At 65.0% G+C, this 18,839-nt stretch carries 10 protein-coding genes; 4 read left to right on the top strand and 6 right to left on the bottom strand.

Annotated elements, in window-relative coordinates; all coding sequences use genetic code 11:
- From ACFOSU_RS14335 to ACFOSU_RS14325, 3 genes are read left to right on the top strand one after another with little or no spacing between them, the layout of a single operon-like run.
- A complete protein-coding gene (locus ACFOSU_RS14335) occupies nt 1–8,094 on the top strand; it encodes an amino acid adenylation domain-containing protein (RefSeq protein WP_380690614.1) in 8,094 nt (2,697 codons plus the stop codon).
- A gap of 8 nt (nt 8,095–8,102) precedes the next feature.
- Nucleotides 8,103–8,897 carry a hypothetical protein gene (locus ACFOSU_RS14330; RefSeq protein ID WP_380690613.1) on the top strand — a complete coding sequence of 265 codons (795 nt, stop codon included), beginning with the start codon at nt 8,103–8,105 and terminating at the stop codon, nt 8,895–8,897.
- Nucleotides 8,898–8,916: 19 nt separating this feature from the next.
- Entirely contained in the window at nt 8,917–9,786 is an 870-nt protein-coding gene (locus tag ACFOSU_RS14325) for a hypothetical protein (protein ID WP_380690612.1), read from the top strand.
- On the opposite strand, the gene ACFOSU_RS14320 is transcribed toward ACFOSU_RS14325, so the two are convergent.
- Nucleotides 9,761–10,426 (bottom strand): 4'-phosphopantetheinyl transferase family protein, encoded by a 666-nt coding sequence (locus ACFOSU_RS14320; RefSeq protein ID WP_380690611.1) that lies wholly within the window; start codon nt 10,424–10,426, stop codon nt 9,761–9,763. The genes ACFOSU_RS14325 and ACFOSU_RS14320 overlap by 26 nt on opposite strands.
- 222 nt (nt 10,427–10,648) lie before the next feature.
- Between ACFOSU_RS14320 and ACFOSU_RS14315 the strand changes: the two genes are divergently transcribed.
- Nucleotides 10,649–12,091 carry an oligosaccharide flippase family protein gene (locus tag ACFOSU_RS14315; RefSeq protein WP_380690610.1) on the top strand — a complete coding sequence of 481 codons (1,443 nt, stop codon included), beginning with the start codon at nt 10,649–10,651 and terminating at the stop codon, nt 12,089–12,091.
- 69 nt (nt 12,092–12,160) lie between these two features.
- Here ACFOSU_RS14315 and ACFOSU_RS14310 read toward each other — a convergent pair whose 3' ends face one another.
- Genes ACFOSU_RS14310 through asnB form a run of 5 tightly spaced genes read right to left on the bottom strand, consistent with a single transcriptional unit; the run spans nt 12,161 to nt 18,775 of the window.
- The gene (locus tag ACFOSU_RS14310; RefSeq protein WP_380690609.1) at nt 12,161–13,336 is read right to left on the bottom strand and encodes a hypothetical protein; all 1,176 of its coding nucleotides are present in this window, start codon (nt 13,334–13,336) and stop codon (nt 12,161–12,163) included.
- Nucleotides 13,323–14,747 (bottom strand): undecaprenyl-phosphate glucose phosphotransferase, encoded by a 1,425-nt coding sequence (locus ACFOSU_RS14305; RefSeq protein ID WP_380690608.1) that lies wholly within the window; start codon nt 14,745–14,747, stop codon nt 13,323–13,325. Before ACFOSU_RS14305 ends, ACFOSU_RS14310 begins: the two co-directional genes overlap by 14 nt.
- A gap of 1 nt (nt 14,748) precedes the next feature.
- Nucleotides 14,749–15,708: a glycosyltransferase gene (locus tag ACFOSU_RS14300; protein ID WP_380690607.1), complete on the bottom strand. Its 960-nt coding sequence runs from the start codon at nt 15,706–15,708 to the stop codon at nt 14,749–14,751.
- The gene (locus ACFOSU_RS14295; RefSeq protein WP_380690606.1) at nt 15,705–16,892 is read right to left on the bottom strand and encodes a glycosyltransferase family 4 protein; all 1,188 of its coding nucleotides are present in this window, start codon (nt 16,890–16,892) and stop codon (nt 15,705–15,707) included. Before ACFOSU_RS14295 ends, ACFOSU_RS14300 begins: the two co-directional genes overlap by 4 nt.
- Nucleotides 16,889–18,775, bottom strand: coding sequence for an asparagine synthase (glutamine-hydrolyzing) (asnB, locus tag ACFOSU_RS14290; RefSeq protein WP_380690605.1), 1,887 nt, complete (start codon nt 18,773–18,775; stop codon nt 16,889–16,891). The genes ACFOSU_RS14295 and asnB overlap by 4 nt, the downstream gene beginning before the upstream one ends.
- Nucleotides 18,776–18,839 lie beyond the last annotated feature (64 nt).

The raw sequence follows: 18,839 nt of genomic DNA, 5'->3' as shown, positions 1-18,839 counted from the left end.
ATGGGTGATAGTGCAGCGCGTATTGCGATCGTCGGCATGGCGGGGCGATTCCCCGGGGCCGCGAACGCCGAGGATTTCTGGGCCAACCTGATTGCGGGCCGTGAGTCGATCGAGCGACTCACCGTGGAGCAGATGCGTCCACACGAGCCCGATATCGATGCGCTGATGGAAGATCCGAATTTCGTGCCCGCGCGCGGAATGCTTGACGATATCGAGCTGTTCGACGCCGGTTTCTTTGGTTTCTCCCCGCGCGAGGCCGCAGTGCTCGATCCGCAGCAGCGGCTGTGGCTCGAAACCGCGTGGAGCGCACTCGAGCAGGCCGGTGTGGATCCGCAGCGTTTCAAGGGGCCGATCGGGGTATTCGCCGGCGCCGGCAACATGGAGCAGTACCTGCTCTACAACATGCTGCAGGACCGCGACGGCGTCGAAAACCAGGTCAAGCTGCGTACGCCGGAAGCGTTTTCGGCCATGATTTCCAGCGGCAAGGATTTTCTGCCCAGTCGAACCGCCTACAAGTTCAACCTGCGCGGGCCGGCGGTCAACGTGCAGACCGCCTGTTCCACCGCGCTGGCCGCTGTGCACATGGCCTGCCAGAGCCTGCTCGCCTTCGAGAGTGATCTGGCGATCGCCGGCGGTGTGTCGATCGGTTTCCCCCAGGCCCAGGGTTATCTGGCGCAGGAAGGCGGTATCCGCTCGCTCGACGGGCATTGCCGTGCGTTCGACGAAAAAGCCTGTGGCACCGTGTTTTCGAGCGGCCTCGGCGCGTTCGTGCTCAAGCGCATGGAGGACGCGATCGACGACGGCGACGAGATTCTGGCGGTCGTGCGCGGCAGCGCGCTCAACAACGACGGCGCGGACAAGGTCAGCTACGGCGCCCCCAGCCCGGCGGGCCAGGCCGAAGTGATCGCCATGGCCCAGGCCATGGCAGACGTGCATCCGGACGAGATCGGCTATATCGAGGCCCATGGCACGGCCACGCCGTTGGGCGACCCGATCGAGATCGAGGGGCTGACGCGGGCCTGGCGGCGCAAGAGCACCGCGACCGGCGCGGTCATGCTGGGTTCGGTCAAGTCGAACGTCGGTCATCTGGACGCCGCCGCGGGCGCGGCCGGCCTGGTCAAGGCCGTCTATGCACTGCGAGAAGGCCGCCTGCCGGCGACGCTGCATTACCAACGACCCAATCCTCGTATCGATTTCGACGCGTCGCCGTTTCGCGTGGTCAGTCAGCTGACCGACTGGCCGGCCCAGGCGTCGCCCGACAAGTTGCGGCTGGCCGGCGTGTCGTCGTTCGGCGTCGGTGGCACCAATGCCCATCTGATAGTGGAACAGGCGCCGGAGCGCGCCGCCGCGAGCCCGCCGATACGCGCCAGCCAGCTGCTCGTGCTGTCCGCGAAGAGTGCCACCGCGCTGGCGCGCCGCTGCGACGATCTGGCGGACTGGTTGAACGCGAACGACAACGTCGAATTGGCCGATGTCGCCTGGACGCTGGCGACAGGCCGCGCGGCGATGGGGTTTCGAACATTCGTGGTGGCGCATAGCGTGGCCCAGGCGGTCGACGCGCTGCGCGCAACGGCAAAGACCGCGCTCAAACGCGGGCCGACCGAAGCCGACGAGGCACCACTGGTATTTCTGTTTCCGGGGCAGGGCGCGCAGCATCCGGGCATGGGGCGCGCGCTCTACGACACGCCGGGCGTCTTCCGAGACACCGTCGATCGCCTGGCAGCCTATCTGCAGCCGGAACTCGAACTGGATATCCGCGATCTGCTGTATCCGGCCGACGAGCAGGCCGACGATCAGGCCGATAGCGACGCGGCGGCCGCGCTACGGAATACCGGCGTCGCCCAGCCGGCGTTGTTCGTGGTCCAGCTGGCCCTGGCGCGGCTCTGGGAGAGCTGGGGCGTGCGCCCCCAGGCGATGCTCGGGCACAGCGTCGGCGAGTACGTCGCCGCCTGTCTCGCCGATGTATTTACCGAAGAGCAGGCCTGTCGCGTGCTGGCCTGCCGGGCCCGGTTCATGGCCCGCATGCCGGGCGGCTCGATGCTGGCGATACGCCGCGCCGAGGCGGATATGACGCCGTTGCTGTCGGACGACATCGCGCTCGCCGCGGTCAACGGCCCGAGCCTGTGTATCGTCTCCGGCCCGGATGCCGCCGTCGATGCGCTGGCCGAGCGTCTGGCGGCCGACGGCGAACAGAGCATCCGCTTGCATACGTCGCACGCGTTTCATTCCGCGATGATGGACGGCGCGCTGGCGCCATTCGAGGCTGTCATCGCCGAGCATGAACTGGGCGCGCCGGCGCGGCCGTTCGTTTCCTGCCTGACCGGTGACTGGATCACGCCGGAACAGGCCGTCGATGCGTCGTACTGGAGTGGTCAGCTGCGACAGACGGTGCGTTTTTCACCGGCGCTCGGTCGGCTGCTGGAAGATCCGGCCCGGATATATATCGAGTGTGGCCCGAGCCAGAATCTCACCGCCGCCGTACGCCAGCATTCGAAGGCCGGCCACAGCCCTGTATGCATACCCAGCCAGGCCCACGCCGCCAGCGACGAGGCCGCAGACACGGCATTGCTCTCGGCGCTGGGCCAGCTGTGGCAGGCCGGGACCACGCCGGACTGGGCCGCCGTCTGCGGACACGCTCGCACGCCGCGCCAGATGTTGCACCTGCCGACCTATCCGTTCGAACGCCAGCGCTACTGGATCGACCCACCGGCCCGTCAGCCCAGGTCGGACGCCGCCGCGATCGCACCGTCGACCGTTGCCAACGCTGTGCCCCTGCAGCAAACCTCGGTAGCGGTGTCGGCGTCGGACAAATCGGTCGCCGCGCCCACGCGTCAAGCGCATATCACTGAGTTGCTGCGTGCGCTGTTTCTCGAACTGTCGGGCATCGAAATCGACGCCGACAATGAGGCGACCGCGTTTGCCGCACTGGGCATGGACTCGTTGTTCCTGACCCAGGCGGCTGCCGAGATCTCGACCCGGTTCGATACCAGGGTGCGGTTTCGCCAACTGCTCGACGATATCGATTCCCTCACGCTGCTGGCCACGCATCTGGATACCACTCTCGACGCGGATCGCTTTCAGCCCCGACCAGAACAGCCGTCGCAGGATTCGCCGATCGCGGATCCCGCGCTTGCGGACGCTGTGGCCTCGGCGTTACCCGTGCCGGCGACGGCGAGCGCAGCCCATGGCCCCGGCTCGCCGGTGCATGAACTGGTGGAGCAGCAGCTGGATATCATGCGCCGGCAGCTCGCCCTGCTGGGCGGTGAGGCGAGCGCGCCGCACACGAACATCGCGTCGTCTGGCCACGGCGCCGGCGCCGGTGCGGCAGACGGGCCAACGATTCAGGCGCAGGTCGCGCAAGGCAGCCAGGGGCAGAACCTCGCGGCTACCGCGCCCGGGCGCTTTGGGCCCTACAAATCGATCAATCAGGATCGCGACGGTGGCCTGACCGCCGTCCAGCAGACCTTCCTGGACGATCTGATTGCCACGCTGACCGCGAAGACGGCGAAGTCCAAACAGGCGAGCGCCGCGGCCCGCAAGCATCTGGCCGACCCACGCGGTGTCGCCAATTTCCGCCGCAGTTGGAAAGAACTCGTCTATCAGATTGTCGCGGATAGGACCGATGGCGCACGCATGGTCGATATCGACGGCAACGCCTACGTCGATATCACCATGGGCTTCGGTGTGGGCTTCATGGGGCACCGCCACCCGGCCGTGGTCGACGCGTTGAAGGCGCAGATCGACAAGGGATTCGAGGTCGGGCCGCAGACGCCGCTGGCGCCGGCCGTGGCGGAAAAATTCTGCCGGCTGGTGGGCCACGAACGGGTCACCTTCTGCAACACCGGCTCCGAGGCCGTGATGGCTGCACTGCGCTGCGCCCGCACCGTCACCGGGCGCACCAAGGTGGTCTACTTCACCGGCGACTACCACGGCACCTTCGACGAAGTGCTCGGGCGAGCCAATATCGTCAAGGATCAGCTGACCACGCGCCCGGTCGCGCCCGGCCTGGCCCAGGATTCCGTCGACAACGTCATGGTGCTGGATTACGGCAGTCAGGCGTCGCTGGATATTGTGCGGGCCCAGGCCGATCAGATCGCGGCCGTGCTGGTCGAGCCGGTGCAGAGCCGTTATCCGGATCTGCAGCCGGATGCGTTCGTGCGCGCGTTGCGTCAGATCACCGCGGATGCCGGCACGGCCCTAATTCTGGACGAGGTGATCACCGGTTTTCGCTGTGCCTTGGGCGGCGTCAAGGCGTTGTGGAATATCGATGCCGACATGTGCACCTACGGCAAGATCCTGGGCGGCGGTCTGCCTATTGGCGCGATGGCCGGCAAGGCCAAATGGCTGGACGCGATCGACGGCGGCGCTTGGCAGTACGGTGACGACTCGGTACCGGAAGCGCCGATGACGTTCTTCGCCGGTACCTTCGTACGGCATCCGCTGGCGATGGCTGCAGCCGACGCCGTGCTCGACTTTCTCGGCGCCGATGACGGTGCGTTGCAGCAGGATCTGAACGCGCGTACCGCCACCTTCGCAGACGAGCTGAACGCGTTCTTCGAGACGGCCGGCGCGCCCGTGCGCATCCGTTATTTCAGTTCGCTGTTCCGCTTCGATCTGCCCCACGATCAGCCGTTCGCCCAGCTGATGTTCTACTGGATGCTCGCCCACGACATATATATCCGCGAGGGCGCCCAGAACTGCTTCTTCTCGATCGCCCATACCGAGGCTGACATGCAGCGCGTCGCCGAGGTGGTCCGAAGTGCGGTACGGGCATTGCAGGACGCCGGTTTCCTGCCGGCCGATGCGACCGCAGCGCCTGTCGCTGAGCCGACCCCGCCGGTGGCCGATGAATCGACCCGGCCGGCCGAGCGGGCGCTGGCGATAGGGGAGTCAATTCCATTGACCGAGGCCCAGCGTGAGATCTGGCTGGCGCAGGCCGTGCGACCGGAGATCGCCCATGCCTTCAACGAAGTCTGTTATTTCGATCTGATCGGTCCGCTCGATGAGCCGTCGTTTGCACGGGCGGTGCAGCAGGCCGTCGACCGGCATGAGGCGTTATCGCTGCGTTTTGCCGCCGACGGTGACAGCCAGACGCGGGTGGACATCGGTGCGGTGCCGGTCGAATTCCTGGATCTGCGGGATGCGCCCGACCCACACGCCGAGGCTCTGAAGGCGATTCAGTCGATGTGCGGGACCGACTTCGATCTGACCTCGGCCGATGCGCTGCTCAGGGTCCGTGTCTTGCGTGTCGCGCCCGAGCGCAACCTCGCGGCACTCGTCGTGCATCATCTGCTCTGTGACGGCTGGTCGGCGGTGGTCCTGTTCGAGGATCTGGCCGCGATCTACTCGGCGCTGGCGGAAGATCGACCTGTGGACATGACGCCTGCGATGGCGTTCTCAAGCTATGCGCGCCAGCAGATCGAGCGCGCACCCCAGGCACAACGCCAGCTCGACTACTGGAAGCGCCTGTACGCGGATCCGCCGGCGCCATTGAGCTTGCCGACCGTCGGCGCGCGGGATCGCGACGACGGGGCACCCGCGGGCGGGCGCCTGCATGATCTGTCGCCGCAGTTGCAGGCCGCGGTCCGGGAAAGCGCGGCGCGGGAAAACGTGACGCCCTATGCGATCTACATGGCCGCCTATGCGGTTCTGCTGTGCCGCCTGGCCCGGCAGGCTGAAGTGGTCGTGGCCATGCCGGTCGCCGGTCAGGCGCTCGAGGGTCATCACGCGCTGGTCGGCCATTGTGTCCAGGTGCTGCCGCTGCGTATTCAGTGTGAGCCCGACGCATTGTTCTCCACCGTACTCAAACGGGTACGTGAGTCGATTACGCAGGCCTGTGTCAACGCCGACTGCACCTACGGCAGCATCGTGCGCGCGCTGGGGCACAAACGCGATCCGTTGCGGCTGCCGCTGGCCGAAGTGGTGTTCAATTTCTCGCCGACCGGCGATCCGCCGCGGTTCGCGGGACTTACCGGTACGCTGAACGAAGTGGCCAAGACGGCGGTCAATTTCGACCTGCATTTCAATCTCACCCAGTACGGCGAGACGCTGACACTGCACTGTGACTACAACGCCAAAGTGTTCGACGGCGCTCTGATCGATGGCTGGATCGCGGCCTATGAAACGCTGCTCGAAGCGGTGACATCGAATCGCGACGCGACCGTCGGTGGTTTGCCGGTATCGGATGCACCGTCGCAGACGGCGGCGCACGCGCAGTTCAACCCCGCGCCGCTGGCGGTGGACGAGTCGATCGATCTGGCGGGTCTGATCCGGCAGCAGGCCAAGGCGACGCCGTCGGCGGACGCGATCGCGCACGCCCAGGGCACGTGGCGCTACGCCGAACTCGACGCCCGCTCGAATGCGATCGCCGCGGCACTGGCCGCGCGCGGCGTGCGACCCGGTGATCTGGTGGGGCTTTGCCTGGCGCGCACGCCTGCGCTGATCGCGGCTATCGTCGGTATTCTCAAGACGGGCGCGGCCTATGTGCCGATGGATCCCGACTATCCGCTCGAGCGGCTGCGCTATATCGCCCGCGACAGCGGCATACCGATGATGTTGTCGCACCGCGACGGGCCGGATGTCGGTGTACCGGTGGTGGACATCGACGAGGCCATGGCCTGTGAGCAGACGCCGCCGGATATTCCGGTCGACGCCTCGCGGCTGGCCTATATCATCTACACGTCGGGATCGACCGGTCAGCCCAAGGGCGTACGCGTGCGCCACCGTAACGTGCTCGCGCTGCTGGCCTGGGCCCGGACTGCGTTCACCGACGACGAGATCAAAGGCATGCTCGCGGCGGCGTCGGTATGCTTCGATTTTTCTGTTTTCGAGATCTTCGTGCCACTGACCCGCGGCGCGACGGTGGTGCTGGTCGACAATCTGCTGTCGCTGATGCAGTCGCCGCCTGCGCCCGTGACACTGATCAGCGGGGTGCCGTCGGCCATGGCCGAACTGCTGGCGCATGTCGATCTTCCGGCCGGCGCGGCGACCATCTGCATGGGCGGCGAAGCGCTGGATCGACAGCTCGTCGCCCGCGTACAGGCACAGCCGGATGTCCGCCGGGTGCTCGACGGCTACGGGCCGACCGAGACCACGGTATTCGCGACCATGGCCGAGCGTGACGCCGACGGACCGCAGACCATCGGCCGGCCGATCGCCGGCTGGCGTGTGTATATCCTCGACGCGCAGGATCAGCCGGTGCCGGTGGGCACACGGGGCGAACTGGCGATCGGCGGTGCCGGCGTCACGGCCGGCTATATCGACCGCGACGAACTCACCGCCCAGCGGTTCGTGCCCGATCCGTTCGTCGGTGGCGATGCGCGCATGTATCGAAGCGGCGATCTGGCCAGCTGGCGTGCCGACGGACAGATCGAATATGCCGGCCGTGCCGACAATCAGATCAAGGTGCGCGGTTTTCGTATCGAGCTCGGGGAAATCGAGGCGGTATTGCAGAACCACGACGGCGTGGCGCGCTGTGTGGTCATGCCCCGCGAGGCCGGGCCGGGCGACATGCAACTCGTGGCCTACTGGCAGAAAACCGATACCGGCGATACGGCCGACCCGGCCATGTTGCGGCGCTATCTGCGTGATCACCTGCCCTTGCATATGGTGCCCCAGCAGTTCGTCGTCATGCGCGAGTGGCCGTCGCTGGCCAACGGCAAGCTCGACCGCTCGCGCCTGCAGAACCCCTTCGAGCGGCACCGTGGAGACGACAGCGCGCAGGGCGCCGCAGATGCCGCTGCCACGGCGCAGGCGATTGACGGCGTGACAAGGATATGGGCCGAGGTGCTGGGCTATGAGATCACGCCACAGCCTCAGGACACGTTTCTAGATCTTGGCGGACATTCGCTGCTGGCGGTGCGCGCGGCGGCCGCGGTCAAACGCGATCTGGGCGCCGATATACCGGTGCGCGCCATGATGCTGGATAGTCTGGCGCAGTTGGCGGCACGCGTGAACACACAGCCCGCCGGTAGCGACGCGGCGCCGGCGAAGGATAGCCACGTGCCACACGAGCCAGCCGTCGCGCATGCGAGCGGGCAGACGCAGTCGCGCCGCGGTTTCGCCGCGCGACTGGGCTTCGGCAAAAAGGCATAGGACGCGGCTTGCAACCTTTTTTCTTCGGACCTGACGACGCGCTTTACGGGGCCTACCATCCGCCGACTTTCGACGGCTCCCGGCCGGAGACGGCCGTCGTCCTGTGCCAGAGCATTGGCCATGAATACATGCGCGCGCACCGTGCCTGCTGGCAATTCGCGCAGGCCGCGGCCGCGCGAAACGCGCATGTGCTGCGTTTCGACTATCCGGCCACCGGGGACTCGCAGGGCGCCGCCGCGGATGCGAACTGGCGCGCCTGGGTCGACAGCGTCGATCAGGCGATGCATTGGCTGCAGGCGTATTCCGGTCTCAACGAGGTTCGGATCGTCGGTCTGCGCGTCGGCGCGATGCTGGCACTCGAGGCCGTCTGCCGGGCGCAGCGGCGCCAGCGTGTTCTACTGTGGGATCCGGTCGAACGCGGCGATCGTTTTCTCGCAGGCCTGCTGGGCGAGCATGTGGCTTATACGCGCGAGCAGAACCGCTATCGAGCGACCGCGCATCGATACGCCGAAGCCGATACCGACGAATTCCTGGGCTTTCATCTGCCGACCGACGTGATAGAACCGCTCGCCGCGGTCGATATGGGGGCGCGTCTGCAGGGCAGCGCGGCGCGCTGCGATATCGCGCGCGCCAGCGACAGCGATCCCGACGACGCCCAGGGCCTGGCCGAACAGATTGCCCTTCGTGACGGTCGGGTGTTGGAACTGCCGGATGCGGCAGGTTGGGGGGATGTGAGAAACCAGTTCCGGCGTCTGGCGCTGCCGCGTTCTCTGTCGACGCTCGTCGAACTCGCGACCGCCTAGAGGACTATCGAGCCCGCTCATGGATACAGCCATCACCTTCGGCAGCGACAACCAGCTGGTCGGTATCGTGAGCCGGCCCGACCTCGAACGGCGCGTCGACGTCGGGGCGCCGGGCATCGTTTTCCTCAATGCCGGCATCGACCATCGGGTAGGCCCGCGTGGCCTGTATGTCGCGCTCAGCCGCTGGTTTGTCGAGGCCGGCTATCCGACGATACGTTTCGACTACGGCGGACTGGGCGAGAGTCGCAGCGCGGCCCGCACGGGACAGGACGATACCGTCGACGCCGCCGTTTCCGAGTGTAGCGCGGCGGCGACGCGCCTTGGCCAGCAGTCCGGCTGCGAGCGGTTTGTGGTCTGCGGGCTGTGCAGCGGTGCGCATGACGCCTATCGCATGGCGATGAAGGACGAGCGTGTCGTGGGTATGATCCTCATTGATGGCTATGCCTATCCGACGGCCCGGTTCCGTCGCATCTACTACCTGCAACGCATCCTGTCGCCGAGGCGCTGGCGAAATCTCTTTCGACGTATCGCGGCGCGCCTGAGCAGACGCGCCGGGAGTTCGGGCGATGCCCCGGTAATGGATGCCGTGGACGATCTCACGTTTTCAGATCTGCCGAGCCGGGACCAACTGGCCGCCGATCTGCGCCGGCTCGTCGCCCGTCAGGTCAAACTCTGCTTCGTCTATTCCGGCGGCGCGCGAGACGAGTACAACTATCAATCGCAGTTCGCCGACGCTTTTCCCGACGTCGATTTCGGAGACTGTCTGCAGGAGCATTTCATGCCCGCCGCGGACCATACGATTTCGCGTGTGAGCGATCGCCGCGAGCTGATCGACAAGCTGCTCGGCTGGATCGGCGACGCTGTCAGCCCGAAGCGGGCGCCGCGATAAACGCGAAAGCTGCCGTATGGTCGCCCAGTCGCGCGCAACGGCCACGCAAGGCGACCAGCTGTGGAGGACGGCATCCCGCCGAGGCGGTGCTTGTCGCGGTGAACAGGTCATGCTGCCAGTGCAACTCGACGTCGCGGAAATCCAGATCCGGCCAACCCAGCGGGGCAAGACATTTGTATATGGCCTCCTTGGCACAGAACACGCGCAGGCGCCTGGTATCGGAATCCGCCCAAAGCTGCTCGGCGGGTGTGAGTACCGTATCGGTGGCCTCGAGCGGAAACCGGCGGCTCGCCTCGATATCGATGCCGATCGAGAGAAAATCGTGCCTGCGTGCGACGACCGCGGCCGCGACGTCGCGGGTATGGGTGAGGCTGCCGCAGACGCCACGTGGCCACATCGGGCTGCCGTCACGATGCTTGAGCAGCGGCTGTGACGCCTCGCCCAGCGCGATGAGTGCATCGCGGGCCAGCATACGCCCGGCCGCGAACTGTGCCTGGCGCTGGGCGACGGCACCATCGACGAGCCGCTGCTCCTGCGCCGGTAGCGCGTCCAGCTCGCCGCTGGCGGCGCCCAGGCGAAGCACCACTGCCGGCGCCAGTAGCCCTTGCAGCCGGGTTTGGATGGTTGCCCATGTGGCCATCAGGTCACGGCCTCGTGAGTTTTCGGCCGGTCCAGCAGGCGATTCGGCTGATCGGGGAAGAGCGAATTCGGGCGCCGCCGCGTCTGTGTATTCCAGATGGCTATTCTACCAACCGGCGCAGTCCGGTATCGGTCGCAGCTGCGCGATTGTCGGCGTCTGGCGCATGCGGTCTGGTCTTGTTGCGGCGGAATCCGCGCGTGTCGTGTGCCGGTGGAGGCGTACATGCTGAGCTGGATATCCTCGTCATCACTGGATGCGGCCGGTCGGATCGGCCTGAAGGTTCTGTCGACCATTCTGTTCGCGCGCTGGCTGACCCCGGAGATATTCGGTCAGGCTTCGCTGACGATTGTGATCGTCAGCGTATTGGCGGTGCTGGTTACCGCACCTTTCGAGGAATCGCTCACCCAGCGCAAAGTGGTGAACAGCCGTCATTTCGCCAGCGCTCTGACGGTGGTGACCGGGCTGTCGACGCTGGTGTTCCTGCTCGCGATCGGCGTCAACCATGGCGCGACATTTGCCTCCGCGGATACGGCACGGGTCGCGGCGCTGGTGGGCTGGTTCAGTCTGATGCTGTTCGCGCAGGGCCCGATCTCGATATACACGGCACTCGCGCGGCGTCATCGCGGATTCAAGCGTATCGCCTGGAGCAATCTGGCGGGCGAGGTCGTGGGCACGACCGTGGGCCTGATCCTGGCCGTCTCGGGTGTGGGCGTGTGGAGCCTGCTGGCGGTTCGCATCGTGGGCCGCTTCGTCACCCTGGCCGGTCTCATGGCGACGTGTCCGGTGGTCATCCGTCCGGGCTTATCGGCCACGCATATACGCCAGCTGTCTACGTTCGCGGGCTGGTTTTTCGCCGGACGCTGCGTGGGCACGCTCTCTGACGCTGTCTTTCAGGGATTGGTTGCGCGTTATTTCGGCCTGGCCGGCGCCGGCTACCTGAACATGGCGTTGCGGGTGATCGAGCCGGTCCGGGGTGCGACCGGCTCGATGGGGCACAACATCTCGATGTCGTTCTTCATGCGTGTCCAGGATGCGCCCGACCGGCTGCGCGACAGCGTGGAACAGGCAATGGCGAGCACGTCGTTGATACTGCTGCCGCTGTTCGTCGGGCTCGCGGCGGTCGGGCCGACCATCATCAATGTGCTGGCGGGCCCCAAGTGGTCGGTGTCGGGCCCCGTGATAACGGCCTTGGCCTTTGCCGCGGCGACCACGGCGGCGACCAATTTCCAGGCTAGTGCGTTTGCGGCCAAGGGGCGTGCGGATCTGTGTCTGTGGGCGGTGTGCGTCGAATTCCTGCTGATGATTGCAGCGCTGGTGCTGCTGTCGCCGCTGGGGATACTGGCAGTAGGGCTCGCGCGGCTGGCTTCGAATATCGGTGAGGCCGGTTATGTCATGGTGATGGCGCGCCGGGTATTGGATGTGGAGGTCAAGCGAACGTTCATCGTCGTCGGCCCCATCATGCTCAGTGCATGCGCCATGGGGCTATGCGTGGCCGCCGTCGGGCGCGCCCCGTGGCTGGACTCGAGCGCGCTGCTGCGCCTGGTGGTACAGATTGGTTGCGGCGTGGTGATCTATACGTTGCTCGCCGGTCTCTTTCATCGTGCGGGGCTGCGTTCTGCCTACGGCAAGCTGCGGGGCAAGCCGGTGGCCGAGAAACTGTCCTAGATTGCGGCTCCGGGATGACGGTGTGCGTGCGCTTGCGCGCCTCGTCCACACATCAGCAGCGGCTCGCGCTCAGTTCTGGTCCGGCGGCGGGTCCAGCGTCACACGCAGAGCGATGCCGCCGACCCATTGATCGTAACTCTCGCCGGGAATAGCGGAATTACGATCCACGATACCGCCGTTGAACACCACCGCCAGATTGCGTGTGGGGCGGTAGGTGAGTTCGCCCTGAAACCGGTTGACCTTGTCCAGACGAGAGGCCGCGCGGGTCAGGGTCTGGTAATCCTGCTCGCGGTGGGCTGCGCTGGCGGCCAGTTCGAGCTTGGGGCTGTAGTTCCATGCCAGGCTGATCTGGCCGCCGGTGTCGCGTACGAAATTGGCATCGACGTCGTCGACCGAGAATATCTCGCGGCTGAATTCCACCGTTACCCGCGTCTTGGCCGACAGCGTGCGTACGTAGGCGATGCGTCCGGTCGTGCCGGTGAAATCGCGATCACTGCCGCCGCTGTTGTCGCGTTCGGTGTAGCCGATGCGGCCCTGGACCCGGGATACACCGCTGTATTTCCAGTCCAGGCGCAGAAACGGTGTTTTCTGCACGAAAGTGCGCGAAAACAGATCGTCCGACTCACGCCCCGGATACTCACCGTCGATGACTTCCGCGCCCGCGCCGATCACGGAACCCGGTTTGCCGGTGTACTCCGCCGCGAGCGTGGCACTGGTCTCACGGCGATCGAAACGCCGCTGGCTGTCGAGCCCGTGATCCAGACGCAGATAGCCGGCGGTGGTATGTACCCGCCAGTCGGGCGAGACCGCCACATATGCGTCGACCTGGGGTTCCTGTTCACGGATGAAATCGGGCTGGCGATCGTCGCGGTTATCGAATTCCTGGAGATAGCGTGCCTGGCGATAGCTGAGGCTGCCGAACACGAGCGGACCGAGCTGGAATTCCCAGGCACCGCGGCCGCTGTACTCGCTATGATCGAGCATATCGAAGCGGCTGTAGCGATAGCGTGTGGCCTGGGCCGACACCACGAGGCGCTGGCGCGAGACCGGCCAACTGGCGAGCGTGCCGATGGTTGCGCGCTGGACGCTATCCGAGCGCCTATTCGACTCGGGTTCGCTGAACTGGTTGCTGTTGTATTCAGTGCCGTATTCCACGAACGGCGAAAGCCTGAGCGCGCCCGCGAACGCCGGCGTTGTGCAGGCGATCGCCGGCAGAAGCGCGCAGCAGAGACTAATACGCCTCATGGTCGCGAAAGATGATCCAGACGGTCTGGATGATGATGCGCATATCGAGAGCCGGCGACCAGCGCTGGATATAATCAAGATCGTACTTGATGCGTCGCGTCATGTTGTCCAGGTCGCGAATCTCTCCGCGCAGACCGTTGACCTGGGCGAGGCCGGTGAGGCCGGGTTTGACCTTGTGACGCACCATATAGCGTTTGACGAGCTTGCGATATTCCTCGTTGTGGGTGATTGCATGGGGTCTGGGCCCGACCAGGCTCATTTCGCCCTTGAGCACGTTCCAGAACTGCGGCCATTCGTCGATCGAAGTACGCCGCAGAAAAGCGCCCACCCGTGTCACGCGCGGGTCGTTTCGGGTGGCCTGGCGAACCTCGGGGCCGTCCTCGGTCACGGACATGGTGCGGAACTTGTGGACGTTGATCAGCTGTCCATCCAGACCGTAGCGGCGCTGGGTGAAGAATACCGGCCCCACCGTGGTCAGCCGGATGGCCGCGGCCACGACCGCGAACAACGGCAGCAGGCATAGCAGCAGCAGCCCGGCCGAGGCGATGTCCATCAGCCGCTTGAGCAGCCCGTCGGCGCCGAAGAACGGTGTTTCCGTGAGCGTGAGTACCGAAATGCCGCCGACCTCGGAAAAACGCAGGTGATCAAGCGCGAACAGATCCGAGTCGGGCACGTAATAGACAGAGGCAGTGGTGTCGCCAAGCTGGTCGACCACTTCCATGGCCCGGTCGGCGCCCTGCACGGGCAGTGCCACGAAAACCACCTCGACCTTGTTGGCGTTCACATAATCCGACAGTTCGGTGAGGCGGCCGAGCACCGGCAACTCCTCGTCTTCAGCTTCGAGGCGTTCGGGTTCACGGTCCTCGAAAAAACCCAGCAGGTCGAACTGCGGTGGGTCGAGCCGGCTGAACATGCGGGCCAGCCGTCTCGAGGCCGGATTCATGAACACGATCAGTGTGGAACGCGCGCGCAGGGCTCTGGGGAAACAGCGTAGAAAGGTATGTCGGATGATCAGGTGCACGATCGCGAACATTATCGGGGTGGTGACCAGCCAGGCGAAGATCACCAGTCGCGGAAAATGTTCGGTCTGCCGGGTGAAAAAGCCGACGAGAACCAGTGCGGCGCTGACCAGAAACCAGGTCTGCATCACGCCGGTGCCGATGGAGCCGGGGCGCCCGATCTTCCAGTACCAGACCATGCTGTAGCGTCCGAACAGCAGGAACAGGGAGACGAAGCTGGTTATGGCAAGCAGATGGTAGCGGTCATCGAAGGTCTGGCCGGTGAGCAGGGTCATCAGGTAGAGGTTGAGCGTCCCGGTCACCGCGAACACAAGCCCGTGCATGAAAGCAGCCGAGGCGCTGCCCGCCTGATGGCGACGACTGCCAGAGGCGTTGTTCAAATGGGTACGCATATCACGCTCGCCTGGAAGCTGAAAACGGAATCAAGCGCGCGACTACCTTGCCTAGCAGTTGCCTGAGTCGCTGGCGTTGCCATGCGCGCAGGCTTTTCCGGAATGCCGGGTCGGGGTATTGCGCGCGTGACTGCAGCGTCGAGCGCAGATAGCCGGCGATGATCAGCAGCCCGCCGATGACATAGGGTTTCTCGCGCATGCGGAATACACCCGAGGCAAACGCATAGAGCGGGTGATAGCCGATGAAGTAGATCCCGTGTCCCCAGCGCAGACGGCCCTGATAGATGCTGGCCTGCGACGAGCCCATGAGGCGGTGGTGGTAGACGACTGCGTCCGGGTCATCGATATTGCCGGTGGCCCAGCCGAGCATGCGGCAGCGATGAATATCGATGCCATCCCATTGGATGGTCTGTTCGAAGCCGCCGATGGCTTCGAACGCCGTACGTCGATAGAACTTGAACTGGCCGGTCACCATGTCATCACCCAGACGTTCTTCCTCCAGCCCGCCGGCCTCCGGCCGAAATACCTTGCCGGACACCGCGGCCAGTTGCGGGTTGCGTTCAAACGCCGCCAGCATGCGCGCGATGTAGTGGCTGCCGAACGACACATCGCCGTCGAGTTTGACGATGTATTCGTAGTCCGGACGTCGTGCCTGCGCCAGTCCGTATTTGAACGCCTCGATCACGCCGCTGCCGACCTGGCGAAAGCCGCGGTCGGGTTTCTTGACCAAATGTATGAAATCGGCCGCGTCGGCATGAACCTTAACCAGTTCGCGGGTGGCGTCGACGGAGCCGTCGTCGACGATGATCCACTCGGCCGGTCGTATGCGCTGATTGCGCATCGATTCGAGGGTGAGCTCGATGTAGTCGGCCTCGTCGCGCACCGGGGAGATCACGAGGATGGGCGCATATTCCGGGGTGAAGTCCTGCAAGCCGGCGTCGCTCGGTGGTGTATGGCTCATCGCAGTGCGCGCTCATAGGCGGCGAGCAGCCTGGGCACTTCGTACTGCCAGTCCAATACCTCGGCGATACGTTGCTGGCCGTAGGCACCCATGCTGTCGCGAAGCTCGGCGTCGTCGATCAGCCGCAGCAGCTTGTCGGCGAAATCACCCACGTTGCCGGGCTCGGCATATAGCGAGGCCTGTTGTGCCGAAAAACGCCCTTCGGCGAGATCGAACTGGACGCTCGCCTTGCCCAGCGCCATGTATTCCATGATCTTGTTCATGGTGGATTTGTCGTTCATGGCGTTGTGCGGATCCGGGCTCACGCACACATCCGATGTGCACAGCACTTCCAGCAACTCCGCGCCCTCCAAGCGCCCCGGAAAGCTGACGTAGTCGCCCAGATTCAACTCCGCGGCCAGCGCGCGCAGTGCGGTCAGTTCAGTGCCGAAGCCCACCAGACAGAACTGGATATCCTCGCGCGCCCGCTGATGGACGATATCGGCGATGATATGCAGCAGGGTGTCGAGCCCTTCCTGTTTGCCCATCACCCCGACATAGCCCACCAGATAACGGCGCCCGTGCCTGAGAGCCGGATTGGGCGGCACCGGCTGCAGGCGCGCCAGATTGGGCCCGCTGCGCACGACAAACACGTCCTCCGGTGCCATGCCGCCACGGCTGAGCGCGATCTCGCGAAAGGAGTCGTTGGTGGCGATCGATACCCGCGCGGTGTTGAAAGTGAGCCGCTCAAGCAGGCACATCAGCCGATAGAACCGATCACGGCGATTGAATTTGGCCAGGTAGAGTTCCGGGCACAGATCGTGCTGATCGAAGATGAAGCGCTTGCCGAAAAGCCGGAATACACGGCCGACGATGAACACCGTGTCCGGCGGGTTGCAGGCATGGATGACGTCGAAGCCACGGCCGAAGGCGATGCGGGTGGCCAGCACGAGCTGCCAGAACAGGGCCATGCCGTATTCGAGCGCATACGTCAGCGCGGAGTCGGCTTCGACCGGCAGCGGATGCCGATGGATGGCGATGCCCTCGATCTCGACGTAGCGCTGCTCGTAGTCGGGTGCGGTCGGACAGATGATGGATACGCTGTAGCCGGCGTCGCGCAGTGCACAGGCCTCCTGCCACACCCGCCGGTCGAACGGCAGCGGTAGATTTTCGACGATGATCAGGACACGTTTACGGCTTTTCATGGGGCGGCCGACTCCAGACAGTGGCGATGCCAGAGTTCGAGGTTGAGCATTGTCCAGAGCAGTTTTTCATGGTTCTGGCGCCCGTCGACGTGCTCGGAGAGCACCGCGTCAAGGCGTGGGCGGTGATAGTAATGCCGTGTGCGCGAATCCGCCGAGGTGAGATGGTCATACAGATAATCGCGCATGGGCCCACGAAACCAGAGATCGACCGGCACGCGGAATCCGATTTTCGGGCGTTTGATGATCGATGCCGGCAGCAGCTCGTGCATGGCCTGGCGGAGCAGCCATTTGCCGGTGTGGCCGCGCAGGCGATAACGATCGGGCAGTGCCGATACATAGGCCGCCAGGCGCTCGTCTAAAAATGGCATGCGGGCCTCGATCGAGGCGGCCATGGTCATGCGGTCGCCGCGTTCGAGCAGGTTGTCGGGTAACCAGCTGGTCTGGTCGAAATAAAGAATACGGCGCAACACGGAGTTGCCGGGCGAGCAGGCGAACTGTGTCGCGCCATCATTTCTTTCGTCCGCACAGGGCAGGTCGAGCAGGGCATCACGTTCGTCGTGGCTCAAGGCGCCGAACCAGCGCGGCAGTCGTTGCCTGTCGTCGGCCAGATCGAGATTGGCGAGAGCGGTCTTGATGCGCCGGAAACGGAAGGGCAGTGCGCGAACCAACGGGGCGATCAGATGCGAACGCAGTAACGGCGGAAGCCATTGGTAGGCGCGCGCATAGCGCTCGAAAGCGTGCTTGGGATAGCCACCCAGCAGCTCGTCGCTGCCTTCGCCGGTCAGGACCATCTTGACGCTTTCGCCGGCCTTGAGGGACAGCAGATAGATCGGGATATCGGCGGTCTCCGATACCGGCGCGTCCCGGTATTTCACCAGCGCCGGCAGATGCTGCATCAGGTCGTCGGCGCTGAGCACGAGTTCGTGGTGGTCGGCGCCGATATGCTTGGCCACCCGTCGGGCATGGTCGAGTTCGCTGTAGCGGGCTTCGGCAAAACCGACCGAGTAGGTTTGTACCGGGCGCGCGCTATGGCGCGCCATCAGCGCGACGATTGCCGATGAATCCAGCCCGCCGGAAAGGAACGCGCCGAATGGCACGTCGCTGACCATGCGAACGGCCACGGCGTCCTCGAGATGGCTCAGAAACCCGGCCACCGGATCCGCAGGCTGGGGCGTGGCCGGGCGTGGCCGGCGGTCGGGTGGCCGGTAGTAGGTCTCGATCTGTAGCGCGCCGTCCTGCCAGGTCGCCCAGCTGCCGGGCGGCAGCTTTTCGATGCCGGCGTAGAGCGTTTGCGGGCCGGGGACGTAGCGATAGAGAAAATAGTCACAGAGCGCGTTTTCGTTGACCGCGGTGGGCGCACCGGGAAACAGCAGCAGCGACTTGATTTCGGAGCCGAACAACAGCGTCGCGCCCTGCCGCAGGAAAAACAGCGGCTTCTTGCCGAAGGGATCGCGCGCAAAGAACATGCGCTGGCCGGGCCCGTCCCATAGCGCCAGGGCGAACATGCCACGAAACCGGGTGACGCAGTCCGTGCCCCAGCAGCGATAGGCCTGCAGTACCACTTCGGTATCCGAAGCACCGTTGAAACGATAGCCCAGCGCGACAAGCTGCTCGCGCAGTTCGACGAAATTATAGAGTTCGCCGTTGTAGATCAGCCACGTGCCCGAGTCGTCGTCGCCCATCGGCTGCTGGCCGCCGCCGACATCGATGATCGACAATCGGCAGTGGCCGAGCGCGACTTCGGGGGTGGCATCGCCTGCGTACAGAATATGCTCGCCGGATTCATCCGGGCCGCGATGACGGATGGCATGAATCATCGCGCGCAGATGCGCGGCGCCCGCGCCGGTCGCATGCGTCGAAACCCACCCTGTCAAACCGCACATCGTCGACGTCCTTGCTGGCCGGCAATATCCGGATCAAGACGCCGCAATACAAACGCCGATCCCC

The organism is Salinisphaera aquimarina (genome assembly GCF_042643355.1).
GTDB lineage: Bacteria > Pseudomonadota > Gammaproteobacteria > Nevskiales > Salinisphaeraceae > Salinisphaera > Salinisphaera aquimarina.
The sequence above is the reverse complement of the archived record's forward strand: the minus strand, read 5'-3'. Positions and strand labels throughout refer to the sequence as shown.